Source organism: Faecalibacterium sp. OM04-11BH, from assembly GCF_003482185.1.
GTDB lineage: Bacteria > Bacillota > Clostridia > Oscillospirales > Ruminococcaceae > Faecalibacterium > Faecalibacterium tardum.
In genome coordinates this window covers 1-13629 of record NZ_QULS01000025.1, presented here as the reverse complement: position 1 = coordinate 13629, position 13629 = coordinate 1, and the positions used below count along the sequence as shown (strand labels likewise).

At 49.8% G+C, this 13629-nt stretch carries 12 protein-coding genes and 1 pseudogene; 8 read left to right on the top strand and 5 right to left on the bottom strand.

The features are described from left to right. The 3 genes and pseudogenes from DXB44_RS13700 to DXB44_RS13690 all read left to right on the top strand — a co-directional run. Positions 1 to 210 (top strand): annotated as a pseudogene (locus DXB44_RS13700) (hypothetical protein); the annotation flags it as partial. Beyond that, positions 200 to 403, top strand: coding sequence for a transposon-transfer assisting family protein (locus DXB44_RS13695; RefSeq protein ID WP_118659046.1), 204 nt, complete (start codon positions 200 to 202; stop codon positions 401 to 403). The pseudogene DXB44_RS13700 and the gene DXB44_RS13695, both read left to right, overlap by 11 nt. Before the next feature lie 108 nt (positions 404 to 511). Next, complete coding sequence (locus DXB44_RS13690) at positions 512 to 1237, top strand: hypothetical protein (protein ID WP_117527358.1); 726 nt, start codon at positions 512 to 514, stop codon at positions 1235 to 1237. A gap of 310 nt (positions 1238 to 1547) precedes the next feature. On the opposite strand, the gene DXB44_RS14910 is transcribed toward DXB44_RS13690, so the two are convergent. Beyond that, positions 1548 to 1916, bottom strand: coding sequence for a hypothetical protein (locus DXB44_RS14910; RefSeq protein ID WP_243111179.1), 369 nt, complete (start codon positions 1914 to 1916; stop codon positions 1548 to 1550). Between the two features lie 160 nt (positions 1917 to 2076). On the opposite strand from DXB44_RS14910, the gene DXB44_RS14905 reads away from it, so the two are divergent. The 5 genes from DXB44_RS14905 to DXB44_RS13670 all read left to right on the top strand — a co-directional run bounded on the left by DXB44_RS14905 (position 2077) and on the right by DXB44_RS13670 (position 10732). Further along, complete coding sequence (locus DXB44_RS14905; RefSeq protein ID WP_243111177.1) at positions 2077 to 2433, top strand: TnpV protein; 357 nt, start codon at positions 2077 to 2079, stop codon at positions 2431 to 2433. A gap of 374 nt (positions 2434 to 2807) precedes the next feature. Further along, positions 2808 to 8576, top strand: a complete 5769-nt coding sequence (locus tag DXB44_RS13685; protein WP_243111180.1) for an SNF2-related protein — start codon at positions 2808 to 2810, stop codon at positions 8574 to 8576. Then, positions 8573 to 8905 carry a plasmid mobilization relaxosome protein MobC gene (mobC, locus tag DXB44_RS13680; protein ID WP_118659043.1) on the top strand — a complete coding sequence of 111 codons (333 nt, stop codon included), beginning with the start codon at positions 8573 to 8575 and terminating at the stop codon, positions 8903 to 8905. The genes DXB44_RS13685 and mobC overlap by 4 nt, the downstream gene beginning before the upstream one ends. A gap of 109 nt (positions 8906 to 9014) precedes the next feature. Continuing rightward, a complete protein-coding gene (locus tag DXB44_RS14900; protein WP_118659042.1) occupies positions 9015 to 9290 on the top strand; it encodes a hypothetical protein in 276 nt (91 codons plus the stop codon). A gap of 53 nt (positions 9291 to 9343) precedes the next feature. Next, on the top strand, positions 9344 to 10732 hold the full coding sequence (locus tag DXB44_RS13670; RefSeq protein WP_118659041.1) for a relaxase/mobilization nuclease domain-containing protein: 1389 nt from the start codon (positions 9344 to 9346) through the stop codon (positions 10730 to 10732). A 321-nt stretch (positions 10733 to 11053) separates the two neighbouring features. Here the strand turns inward: DXB44_RS13670 and DXB44_RS13665 are convergent, their stop codons facing one another. From DXB44_RS13665 to DXB44_RS13650, 4 genes are all read right to left on the bottom strand, one after another. Then, on the bottom strand, positions 11054 to 11968 hold the full coding sequence (locus DXB44_RS13665) for a hypothetical protein (protein WP_118659040.1): 915 nt from the start codon (positions 11966 to 11968) through the stop codon (positions 11054 to 11056). Between the two features lie 118 nt (positions 11969 to 12086). Next, positions 12087 to 12473, bottom strand: a complete 387-nt coding sequence (locus DXB44_RS13660) for a hypothetical protein (RefSeq protein ID WP_243111176.1) — start codon at positions 12471 to 12473, stop codon at positions 12087 to 12089. Positions 12474 to 12650: 177 nt separating this feature from the next. Further along, positions 12651 to 13340, bottom strand: a complete 690-nt coding sequence (locus tag DXB44_RS13655) for a DUF4367 domain-containing protein (protein WP_118659039.1) — start codon at positions 13338 to 13340, stop codon at positions 12651 to 12653. Next, positions 13333 to 13629, bottom strand: a 297-nt coding sequence (locus tag DXB44_RS13650; protein ID WP_147366467.1) for a sigma-70 family RNA polymerase sigma factor, incomplete at its 5' end; no start/stop codon positions are given. The genes DXB44_RS13655 and DXB44_RS13650, both read right to left, overlap by 8 nt.

Below are 13629 nucleotides of genomic sequence, written 5' to 3'. Positions count from 1 at the left end.
GAAGCACACCACATGGAAAAGGGGCGGCGGCTGTTGCAGGATTATGATTTTGTGATGGACAGAGCCGCAGAAGCTGAAAAATTGGGGCTGAACCAGCGGCACTCTACGCTGGAAAAGCTGGCTGCTCTTGCTGGCACAAAAGAAAAATGCGATGCCCCGGAGTGCAGCCCTATCGGGTGCAGGAAAGCGAGGGATGCTCATGAACTTTAATGGTGAAGAACTGATGCTGATGATCCTCTACAATCCCGGCACCCGGCTGGGGCTGATGCAGGAGCTGAGGCTCATGCAGTGCTATCTTCTGCCGGATGAAACTGCTCTGCGGGAACTGTCCGAGCAGGTCATTGAAAAGCTGAAACTTATGACCGATGCTGAATTTGCCGAGTTGGAATTTCCGCTCGACTAAATTTTTGCCGCCGCTTGGCGGCATACATATCCTCTTTTGTAATGGCAAACAATATGGTATAATTCAAATGATATAGCTATTTCATAGCCAATCTATATGGAGGATACTATGACTGACGAAGAACGCGAATCCAAACAAGGCTCTATTGATATCAGAAAATTGCCTGGATATGAAGTCAATATTCGTTTGACTTCATTTATAGATGCCATTTTAGTGTGTAATGCCAATGCCGTAAGTTTCCGAAAATGGCACGATAAGATAAACACCCCTGCTCTTGTGGTGATGCTTAAGGAACCAGCAAATTATTCCCTACGCCATGAAACCAATCTCGAACTTCAGCGACAATTTTCAAATTTCTTGATGTCAGCATTTGCAGTAAGAGATCACTGGTATGCACTCAGAAATGAATATTACATCGGCACAGCAGTGAATGAAAAAATAAACGCGTTCACAAGTGAAACGTTTGGAAAAAATGAGTTGGCATCTTTTATGCACGATTTCAGAAATTATATTACCCATAAAGGCTATCCACTAGTCAGTCAAACATTTTCTGAAAAAGATCATCGCCTTATTAACGATGTCCGTTTTGAAAAAGAGCAATTATTAGAGTACAAAAAGTGGTCTACACTTTCAAAACAATATATAAACCGTATCGAGAATAGCATTAGCCTTATTAGTTGTGTTTCGGAATATTCGGAAATTCTCAGGCTCTATTATTATACTCTCGTTAAAATGCTCGAAGAGTGGCATAAAGAAGATCTTTCATTACTCAAACACTATAAAGATTCATACGGCTTAAAAATCAACATCGTTCAAACAAAACTCCCTCAATAAAATATATTCGTATGCGAGTGGTATCGACCACTCGTTTTTTATTTTTACAAAAAATGAAAGGAGGAACGCCATGCCAAATAAAACGCAAGAATACCTCAACCTTGCCCAGCAAACGGCAAAAGAGCTGACCCGGTATTGGGAAAACTGGACGGACTACCTGACCACTGCATCCCGGCTGTACAAGTACAGCTTTGCAGACCAGCTCATGATCTACGCCCAGCGGCCTGATGCCACTGCCTGCGCCAGCTTCGACATCTGGAACAATCGCATGAACCGCTATGTCCGGCGCGGCTCCAAGGGCATCGCACTGTTAGACCAGTCCAGCAGTGTGCCGCGTCTGCACTATGTCTTTGATGTGAGCGACACCGGGGTGCGCCGCAATTCCCGTGACCCGGAGGTGTGGCAGCTCGGCCCCGATCTGGTGCAGCCTGTGTCGGAAATGATTGCCAGAGAGTACGGCGTTTGCCATGAAAGGCTCAGCCAGCAGATTTCTGACCTGACGGGCAAGCTGGTGGATTCCTATTGGGACAACAACAGCGGCGACATTCTCGACATCGTTGACGGTTCGTTCCTGATAGATTATGATGAAGCCGGACAGGATTTCCAGTTCAAATCTGCCGCCGCAATCAGCATCCTGTATACGGTTCTGGAACGCTGCGGCCTTGAGCCGGACGGTCATTTTGACCGTGACGATTTTCAGGCCATCTTCTCTTTTTCCACGCCTGCCGCCGTGTATGCGCTGGGCACCGCAGTCAGCGAATGCAGCCGGGATGTGCTGCGCAACATCGAACGAACCGTAAAAACGACAATCCGCCGCCGCAATGTAGAAAGGAGCCAGTATGAATACGAACAGCAGGAACGTGACCTACTCGACCGTCGGGGACTACCAGCTCCCGAACCTGACCCTGCCCCAGCAGGAGAAAGCACTGAGCAAATACGGCAGACTGCGCCGGACTTACCTGATGAAGCATCGCCCGGTGCTGTACAATTCGATGCTCCTGTCGGGGACTCTGCATCCGCACCTGTTGGAAGTGGAACAGACCGCAGAGAGCCGGATGCAGCAGACCATGCAGGAACTGCTGAAGCAGAACCCGGCTCCGGACAAGGAGCAGAATCAGATGTCGTGGGTGCGGCACATGAACAGCCTGAAAGCGCAGGCCGAGGAACTGGTGCTGACGGAGCTGATTTACAGCTAAGTTTCTTCGATGCCCACATCCCTACCGAAGCTGAACAAATTGAAACTATCGACCAAGCGGAGAGCGAAAAATCGCCCTCCGCTTTTGTTTTGTCGCAGGCGGAGATTGAAAATGCGCTGCGGAGAGGTTCCAATGTTGAAGGCAGCAAACTTCGGATATGGAAAATTTATCAGTTGCAGCCTGACCGAAAACTCCGGGCAAAAGCTCTTGCCAACGAATATGCACCGTATGGCCCCGGCGGTTCTTCACACACTTATCTGGACGGAAGCAGTGGTTGGCTTGACCATGACAGCAAGGGTCTGACGTTTGAGCATTATCCCGACCATCAGAAAGTGCTTCTCCGCTGGGATCGGGTCGAAAAATATATTGACCTGATGATTCAGTCTGACCGCTACCTGTCGGACAAAGAAAGAAGAGCCATCGACTTTCCCCTTGAACTGAACGCCGCCAGTGCAGCCGAATACACTGCATTAAAGGCGCAGCACCCGGATACTCTGGTTGGATTTGAAGCTGGCGGCAATTTTATGTTCTATGGAGAAGATGCTGCCAAGGTCGCAAAAGTTCTCAACAGTGCTTTGTTTACGAGAGAAACAGCACTGGGCGAAGTTCAGGTCACAGGCTTTCCACCTAGCTTATGGGCAAGAAAGTCAAAAGAATTGTGGTCTGCGGGCAACGATGTTTACCTTGCCGGATTGAACAAAGATGGGACTCATCACCAGACTAAACATCTGCACAAAGAGGACTATCTGCCCATCGGCTCCATCATCAATATGGATGGCCGGAAATTTCGGATTGACGGAGTGGATTTTGATAAGGGCAAGGTTTCCTTGCAGGACATGGCACTGGCCGACCTGCGGATGCCAATTTTTCAGGAAGAACCGCTATCTGTTGTCCGGGAATTGTACGAACAGCAGGACGAGGCCCTTGACGCTGCTCCCGAAAAGGCCGTTGATTACAAGGTCGGTGACAGTGTTATCGTTGACCTTCCTACCCGAACCATCGAAGGAACAATCGGCTATGTGGGCGAAACGGATGTTCGCATCGACACCAGCGCACAGGGGCAGTCGTGGGATAACGAAGTTATCAACAAACGACAATTCGAGGATGGCTTGCGGCAGAATGAACAGGTTACTACACAGCCAGATGATACTGTAAAAACGGTTGCCATATACCCTGCTGAAGAAAACCGTATGCCTTATGATATTGTGATCCAGACGATTGGCTCAAAATCACCTGCTCTGGATGCAGTTGAACCGGAACGATCCACACTTGAACTTGCCGGGAACTTCCACATCACGGATGATGATTTGGGTGTCGGAGGCCCCAAACAGAAATTTGCCCGGAACATCGAAGCCATCCGTACCCTGTTCAAGCTGGAAGAAGAGCATCGGGGTGCCACCGCCGAGGAACAGCAGGTACTTTCGCAATATGTGGGCTGGGGCGGTCTGGCAGATGCCTTTGACCCCAATAAGGACGGCTGGGCAAAAGAGTGTGCCGAACTGAAAGGGCTGCTCTCCGAGGACGAATACGCTGCCGCCTGTTCCAGCACCCTGAACGCCCACTACACCTCCCCGGTGGTGATTCGCTCTATTTATAATGCAATCGAAAAGATGGGCTTCCAGTCTGGCAACATTTTGGAGCCGTCCATGGGTGTGGGCAACTTCTTTGGAATGTTACCGGACGGCATGGCAGATAGCCGGCTGTACGGTGTGGAGCTGGATTCCATCACCGGGCGCATTGCGAAAAAACTGTACCCGCAGGCTGACATTACCGTGGCTGGCTTTGAGACCACCGATAGGCGCGACTTTTATGATCTTGCCGTGGGCAATGTGCCCTTCGGCAACTACAAAGTCAACGATAAAGCATATAACAAGCTGGGATTTTCTATCCACAATTATTTCTTTGCGAAAGCCATCGACCAGATCAGACCGGGCGGCGTAATTGCCTTTGTAACCAGCCGCTATACCATGGACAGTAAGGACAGCACCGCCCGCAAGCACATGGCAGAGCGTGCCGATTTGCTGGGTGCCATCCGTCTGCCGAATAATGCGTTTAAGGCTAATGCAGGCACCGAAGTCGTTTCGGATATTATCTTTTTGCAGAAGCGTGACCGCCCCATCGACCATGAGCCGGACTGGGTGCAACTGGGCAAGAGCGAGGACGGTTTTGCCATCAACCAGTATTTTGTAGACCACCCGGAGATGGTTCTGGGCGAACTGACGATGGAAAGCACCCAGTACGGTCACGGCCTGACCGTTGCGCCCATCGAGGGCACCAGTCTTGCAGAGCAGCTTGCCGAGGCGGTGCAGCACATCGAGGGACAGTATGCCGCCGCCGAGGTGGACACTCCCGACATTGCCGAGGAAGAAGCCGCCCGGCGCACCCTGCCTGCCGACCCGGACGTGAAGAACTTTTCCTACACGGTGGTGGACGGCGAGGTGTTCTACCGGGAAAACTCCGTGATGACGCAGGCGGAACTGTCCGACACTGCCAAGGGACGTGTCACCGGCATGGTGGAACTGCGGCAGATCGTCAATGACCTGATTCAGCAGCAGTTGGAGGACTATCCCGATGCCGACATTAAGGCAACGCAGGAGCGTTTGAACATCGCCTACGATGCCTTTACCGCAAAGTACGGTCTGCTGAACGACCGCAAAAACGGGCGGCTATTTGAGCAGGATTCCTCCTACTATCTGCTCTGTTCGCTGGAAAATCTGGACGAGCAGGGTCAGCTTAAATCCAAGGCAGCGATGTTCACCAAGCGCACCATTCGCCCGGAGCGCACCGTCACCAGCGTGGACACCCCCAGCGAAGCGTTGGCGGTATCTATTGGTGAGCATGGCAAAGTGGATTTGCCCTATATGGCAGAACTGCTGGGCACTCCCGGCGAGTACGAGCGCATCACTACCGAACTTTCCGGCGTGATCTTCAAGGACCCCGCCGCCGACCCTACCGACCCGGAAGCAGGTTGGCAGATGGCAGACGAGTACCTGTCCGGCGATGTCCGGGCAAAGCTGCGGATGGCGCAGTTTGCGGCAGAGACCAACCCGGAGTTTGCCGTCAATGTGGATGCGCTGACCAAGGCACAGCCCAGAGAACTGGAAGCCTCCGAAATTGATGTGCGGCTGGGTGCCACATGGCTTGCACCTGAAATCATTCAAAAGTTTATGACCGAGACTTTCCAGATCCCCTACTATCTGCGCCATGCAGTCAAGGTGCGTTATTCTCCTTATACCGCAGAATGGCGTGTGGAGGGCAAGACTGCCACCGGCAGAGGGGATATTATCTCCTCCGAAACCTACGGCACCAGCAGAGCCAACGCCTATAAGATTCTGGAGGAGACCCTGAACCTGAAAGATGTCCGCATCTATGACACCATCGAGGATGCCGAGGGCAAGCCCAAGCGTGTGCTGAACAAGCGGGAGACCATGCTGGCGCAGCAAAAACAGCAGGTCATCAAGGATGCTTTTGCCAACTGGGTCTGGCAAGACCCCCAGCGGCGCATTGCGCTGGTGAAACAGTACAACGAGCTGTTCAACTCTACCCGCCCCCGTGAGTATGACGGAAGTCACATCAAATTCGTGGGCATGAACCCGGAGATCACCCTCCGGGAACACCAGCGCAACGCCATCGCTCATGTGCTTTATGGCGGCAATACGCTGCTTGCACACGAAGTTGGTGCGGGCAAGACCTACGAAATGGCAGCGTCTGCTATGGAAGCAAAACGGCTGGGACTGTGCCAGAAAAGCCTTTTTGTCGTGCCCAACCATTTGACGGAGCAGTGGGCAAGCGAGTTTCTGAACCTCTACCCTAACGCCAAACTTTTGGTGGCACGGCGCAAGGACTTTGAAACCGCCAACCGCAAAAAATTCTGCGCCCGCATCGCCACCGGCGATTATGATGCTGTCATCATTGGGCACAGTCAGTTTGAGCGCATTCCACTGTCCTTTGAGCGGCAGGAGCGCATTATTCAGGAGCAGATCTACGAGACCCTTGCCGCCATCAACGAACTGAAAGCCCATGCAGGCGAGAATTTCTCCATCAAGCAGATGGAAAAGACCCGGAAAACGCTGGAAACCAAGCTGGAAAAACTGCGCTCTGATGAGCGCAAAGACGATGTGATCACCTTTGAACAACTGGGCATTGACAGGCTTTTTGTGGACGAGAGCCATTTTTACAAGAACCTCTTTTTGACTACAAAAATGCGGAATGTCGCAGGATTATCCACCAGCGAAGCGCAGAAATCCAGCGATATGTTCGGCAAGTGTCGCTATCTGGATGAGATCACCGGCGGGCGGGGCGTGGTGTTCGCCACGGGCACGCCCGTGAGCAATTCCATGACCGAACTGTACACGGTCATGCGGTATTTGCAGTACAGCACCTTGCAGCAGAAAAAGCTGACTCACTTCGACTGCTGGGCATCCACCTTTGGTGAGACGACCACGGCCATCGAACTGGCCCCGGAGGGTACCGGCTACCGTGCCCGCACCCGGTTCGCCAAGTTTTTCAACCTCCCGGAATTGATGTCCATGTTCAAGGAGGTTGCGGACATTAAAACTAGCGACCAGCTTCATCTGCCGGTGCCGGTCGCAAAGTTTGAAACCGTGGTGGCAAAGCCGTCCGAAATTCAAAAGGAAATGGTGCAGGAACTGAGCAAACGTGCCGCAGATATCCACTCCGGCATCGTGGATGCGTCCGTGGACAATATGCTCTGCGTCACCAACGATGGGCGCAAGATTGGCTTGGACGTTCGCCTGATGAACCCCATGCTGCCGGACGACCCCAACAGCAAACTGAACGTATGCGTTCAGAACGTGCTGAAAATCTGGGAAGAGGGCAAAGACCAGAAGCTGACCCAGCTTTTGTTCTGCGATCTCTCCACCCCGAAAAACGACGGCAACTTCAATGTCTACGATGATATTCGCAAAAAGCTGGTTGCCGCTGGGGTTCCAGAAAACGAAATCGAGTTCATCCACAATGCCGACACCGAGGCGAAAAAGGCGGCATTGTTCTCCAAAGTGCGCTCTGGCGATGTGCGAGTTTTGCTCGGAAGCACTGCAAAAATGGGAGCGGGCACCAACGTCCAGTCCCGACTTGTGGCGGTGCATCATCTGGATGTTGGCTGGAAGCCCAGCGACATGACCCAGCGCAATGGTCGCATCATCCGGCAGGGCAATATGAATAAAAAAGTCAAGGTGTTCAATTACGTTACGGAAGGGACATTTGACAGTTATTTGTTCCAAACTTTGGAAAACAAACAGCGATTTATCAGCCAGATTATGACCAGCAAATCCCCGGTGCGCTCCTGCGAGGATGTGGACGAACAGGCACTTTCCTATGCGGAGATCAAGGCATTGTGCGCTGGAAATCCGCTCATCAAGGAGAAGATGGATTTGGATGTGCAGGTCGCCAAGCTGAAGGTGCTGAAAGCCGACCACCAGAGTCAGAAATTCCGCCTGCAAGACAAGCTGCTGACCAAATTCCCGGCTGACATTCGGGAAACGAACGCCTATATTGCTGGGGTGAAAGCGGACGCACAGCTTGCCGCCGCCCATCCGCAGGTGCAAGAGGGTTTCTGCGGCATGACCATCAAGGGCGTGACCTACGATGAGAAAAAGACCGCCGGTGAGCGTCTGGTGCTTGCCTGTTCCGAACTGCCCAACGCCGAAGAAAAAGTGATCGGCAGCTATCGGGGCTTTGAGTTGTCTCTGCGGTTCGATACCTTCCGCAGTGAGTATCAGGCTATTCTGAAGGGCGAACGGAGATACCCGGTAGCACTGGGCACCGACCCGCTGGGCAACATTATCCGTCTGGATAATTCGCTGAACAACTTCCCGGAGCGCATTAACTCTGCTGAGAATGAACTAGCCACTCTGCATCAGCAGCAGGCAGCAGCGCAAATCGAGGTTGAGAAACCATTCCCACAGGAAGAAGAACTGGCAGAGAAGTCAGCCCGCCTTGCCGAATTAAACGCCCAGTTGGATGTGGACGAAAAGAGCCACGACCCGGAACAGGATGAGGAAGAACAGGAGGACGCACCTCGCCGCCCCTCGGTGCTGGCGGCACTGGAGGAAAAATCCGATAAGCCGGAGCCGGTGAAGCCCTTCCGCAGTTATTACGACAAGGACGGTGATGCCCGGTGAGGGAAAAGCGGGATGAAATCATTATCCTGAGAACCACAAAAGCTGAGAAAAGCCGCATTTATGAAAAGATGTTGGGCATGGGCATCCGCAGCCTGAGCGCCTATATCCGAAAAATGGCTCTGGATGGCTACTGCCTGAATCTTGACCTGCCGCAACTGCGGCGCATGGCATATCTTTTGCAGATGTGCAGCAACAATCTGAACCAGTACGCTAAACGTGCCAATGAGAGCGGCAAAATCTACGCCACCGACATGGAGGACCTGCGGCAGCGGCTGGATGAGCTGATCGACATTGGCAGACAGATCCTTTCCAAATTGGCAGAACTCTAAAATTTAACCCCGCAGTTGGAGGGCTGCGGGGCTACATAAGGGTTGACATCCTTGCAAAGCAATCGTTGATACCTTTATAATCGTGGTGAAAGAAAGGCGGGTGCTAGATATGAGGTTCGTTTTTAAGATGATCGTTTTCCCGTTTTGGCTGATTACTGCTTTCCTTGCGCTGATGCTGAAATGGACGCTGAACCTGTCAGCGTTTGTGCTGGCTCTGCCCATGCTGTATATTTTCGGCTGCGGTCTTTATACGCTGTACTGCCGGGAGTGGCTGCAGTTTTTGATCTTGCTGGTGGCAGAGTTTGGATGCTTCCTGCTCCTCACCGCCGGAACAGTCATTGTAGAAGCCGTGGAATGGTTCAGTGGCTGGGTTGCAGAATTATAAAATCTTTATGCCGCCATTGTGCGGCATTTTCTTTTTGCCGGGAGGTGGTAGAATTGGCTGCAACACGTTTGATTGCACTGCACAAAAACAAGGGCAAGTCGGTTGCGGCCTGCCTGAAAAGCCGCACGGACTATGCGCAGAATCCTGACAAAACGAACAAGGGAGAGTTGGTCAGCAGCTATGAGTGCAGCCCATTGACCGCAGACGAAGAATTTATGCTCTCCAAACGCCAGTATGAGTTGATGACTGGGCGCAGGCAGAAAAGCGATGTGATTGCCTATCAAATTCGACAGTCTTTCAAACCCGGTGAGATCACCGCCGAAGAAGCCAACAAGGTGGGTTATGAGCTGGCAATGCGTTTCACCAAAGGCAAGTATGCGTTTATCGTTGCAACCCACACGGACCGGGAACACATTCATAATCACATTATCTACAACTCCACTGCGTTGGACAGCATCCGGAAATTCCGGGATTTTTTATTGTCCGGGCTGGCTGTGCAACGGTTGAGCGATCTGATCTGCTTAGAGCATCAGCTTTCCGTCATTGAGATAAAACCCTATCGGGAGCGGCAGAAGCGCACACTCTACCCGCCCAAAGAAAGCAATCGTGACTGTCTATGCGGCGTGATCGACAACATTCTGGCGGAAAAACCCAAAGACTACGAAGATTTTCTGCAAAAGCTGGAGCAGCAGGGATACGAGGTCAAGCGAGGGAAATACACCTCCGTCAAAGGCACACGGCAGAAACGATTCATCCGGTTCCGCACTTTGGGCGCAGGATATAGTGAAGAAGAACTGAAAGCTGTTATCTCTGGGGAAGCCGAACACCATCCCCGGCAGAAGCAGAAGCGCATCGTACCGGAACAAAAGTTTCAGATGCTGGTGGACATTCAGGCAAAGCTGGCCGAGGGAAAGAGCATGGGGTATGCTCGCTGGGCAAAGCGATATAATCTGAAAGAAATGTCCAAGACGCTGATTTTCTTACAGGAGCATAAAATCGGCAGCATTAAAGAAATGCAGGAACGTGTGGATGCAGCAACTGCTCGCTATCACGAGTTGGGCGATTCCATTAAAGCTGCAGAAGCGCGCATGACCGAGATTGCTGTTCTGAGGACGCACATCGTTAATTATGCCCGGACACGTCCGGTCTATGATGCCTACCGCAAAGCCGGGTACCGTAAGAGCTTTCTGGATGCCCATCGGGAAGAAATCACCCTGCACAAGGCTGCAAAAGCTGCTTTTGATGAAGCTGGATTGAAAAAGCTGCCAAAGGCTAAGGACTTGAGCATCGAATACGCTGAACTTCTGAAAAAGAAGAAAGAAGCATACCCAGACTACCGGAAGGCACGAGATGAGATGCAGGAGTTGATGAAAGCTCAGAAAAATGTAGAGATGTTTTTTGCAGAGGAAAAAGACACAGCCGAAAAAGAGCCAACACGATAAACGAAATCCGCCGAGGATTCTTCCCACTTTTGGGAAGGAATCCTCGGCGGATTTTTTAGTTTATGTAGCCATAGTATAAGTGAGGCCGTTTAAGAGAATCTACTCTTTATAGATGAACTTCACTTAATACCCTATAATATTTATTAAATCCATGAAAAACAGCCACCATGATAAAGTTAGACCACTCATGCTAACAACAAGGATAATTTTACATTCTGATAATTTATTAACATCTGTAATATGTATCACATCGACTATTTTACATATTAAGATAGCACCCCAAATTATAGATGCCACCACACAAACAATTAAAAAAGTCATTTATGCAACAATATCCCCCTGTGCATTATACCTGAACGTATGATCTCCTTTTGCCATAACGCTTTGCGTCACGCGAGGTTCAAACGTGATTATACCCTCAGCCTTTTTATATGTCAAACTGACATTAACACCGGGCCGAATCGTTATTGTTGTATGAGCATAGGTTACAAACACATGGATTGTTTCCATATTATACGATTCAGACTGTGTACTTACCTGTGTCACGCCGCTTATATGTTTTCCATAGTTACCATTAGCACTGCCAAGGATTGGATTTCCGATAACAATATTATTGGCACTTTTATCCATTGCAATATCCCTATATAAGCCGGCATTTTGCCCCTCTACGGTATAGTATTGTACGCTTGCGATAGAGCTATCTGTTTTTGTTATAACTTCATGAGAACTACTGTCTGCTGCAATCCATCCTACACCAAAGCTGTCCGTAAATGTAAACACTGGGCAACTCGACCACTTCATATCATATGCGATTTTAACTGTTTTTTTATTATTTGAACCAGCAAGGCCATATCTGAAAGTCAATTTCGCAGATTCACTGGAGGCTCGTGAACCTTGCTTAAAAATATGATTATAAGCATCCATTTTCAGGTCATACGATTTAATCAGGCCAATTTGTGTGTCGTTGTAGCCTTCTTGCTTTAATGATGCTTCAGATTGCATTGAAAGCCGTGCAAGCTGCGCATTTAAATCGGTCTTTGTAATTGTTCCACTACGCAGAAGATCGTCAACCATTTCTTTTTCAGATACAATGATTTCCTGAGTGTTGGTTGACTTTGAAAGAATTTCATCTGCCAAGTTTATCGCACTGCCACTAGCTGCAAAAGCTTGAACAGGAATCACCAGAAGACTTATTGACATACAAAGAGAAGCCAAAATTTTTGTAAGTCTTTTCATATTATTTCTCCTAAATTCTTGATTTTTATATATCATCACCATGCTCTACAACTGCATTGGACTCACCCTTTCATATGAAACTAGAAGCCACAAGACACATAACGAGTGCCATTATACTTTATCTACTTGTACTACCTGTAATGGTTTCACTCTGTCCATCAGAATAATTAAATGTTGCTGAATACTCCAGCTTGTAAGATTTTCCCGGTTTGGTATTGTAGTTACCGCTTGCCATGCAGTTCGAGGTCGTGCTGGTATTTGAACAGTTGCTTACTCTCTGCCATGTTCCAAAGGTTCCTTTTTCATAGAGAGTACCGGAAACGCTGATACTTTTTATGCCAGTTCTCGTTTGAGCATCAACCTGATAGTAGGTCTGGTAGATTGAACCGTTGACGGTGCTGTTTCCAATATACCGACCAGACTGCCCTACAGCCAAGGCAGAGCACGCTAGGCTCAAGATCATCACCGCTGAAAGAACAATAGACAAGAAACGTTTTTTTGACATAGACAATATACCTCCAATTTTTTGCTCCCAATAGGAGCATTTGTTTAGTTAACGTGGTTTGCCGTGTGTTTGTGACAACTTTTTTGAAAAAATTTCTGCTTTTTGTTATGTTTGTACACTTGTACAAAAAAGCTCCATACCATTTGTGAATCTCAACAAATAGCATGGAGTTTCATATTAAAATACGTTTTCAGCAATTTTCATAATCTCATCTCGTGAAATGTTTCCCATAATCGTGTTTGAAACGCCTCCTTGCTCCCAGCTTAAAATATAAACGGTGTCTCCGTTTTCGCTTGCACTCGTTCCCAAAGTTGCATCTGCGTCTCCAACTTTTACATTCTCATAAGTTGTATGCTCATTATCAAACGAGGACTGCTGCCCCGGCTGTATAATGGAGCAGCGAACAGTATATCCCTTACCGCTTTCTTTTGACGAGTAAACGTGCAAAAAATTTTCTGCTCTTTCAAATTCCTGCTCACGATCTCGTTCAAATCCATCCGGCACATAATGGTCGCTGTATCCATTCGGAAGCTGCTCCAACGGCTCGCCATCCACCTGATATGTCAGCTGCATCTCAATGGGCAGGAACTTCTGAATCATCGTATAGACCGCCTTGCGGAAGTCTGCGCTTACTGCAAGCGCGCCGAGAGTTAAAATTACCAGCGTCATGGCTGCAACAAACACTCGTTTCAGCACCGGACGGCGTTTATGCAATGCCGCTTTCAGGCGAGCATCCCATCGGGAAGTGTCCGGGTAGCGTTCTTCAAGCTGTGCCGGAGTTGGCAGCTCGTCCAGTTCTTTCTGTGCATCTGCACGGAGTGCCATCATCAAAGCTGCATCAAAAGAGATCTCTGTCCGCTCACTCACGGCTGTTCAGCTCCTTCCACAATAGTTTTCTTCCACGGAAAAGCCGCATCCGAACCACTTCATCCGTCAGTCCAAGCGATTCGGCAATCTCCCGGTTGGTATAGCCCATTGCCAAAAGACGCAGAGGATCACGGTACATCGGTTTCATCTGCCCAATCAGTTCTGTCAGGTGTTGGATGTTATCGGTGCTGACTACTGCATCACCCGGCACCGGGGCGTCATCTGGTGCGTCCGGGACTTCCTCCAGCGGTTCTTCTCGCTGCTTGCGAAGCATATCGTATGCACGGCT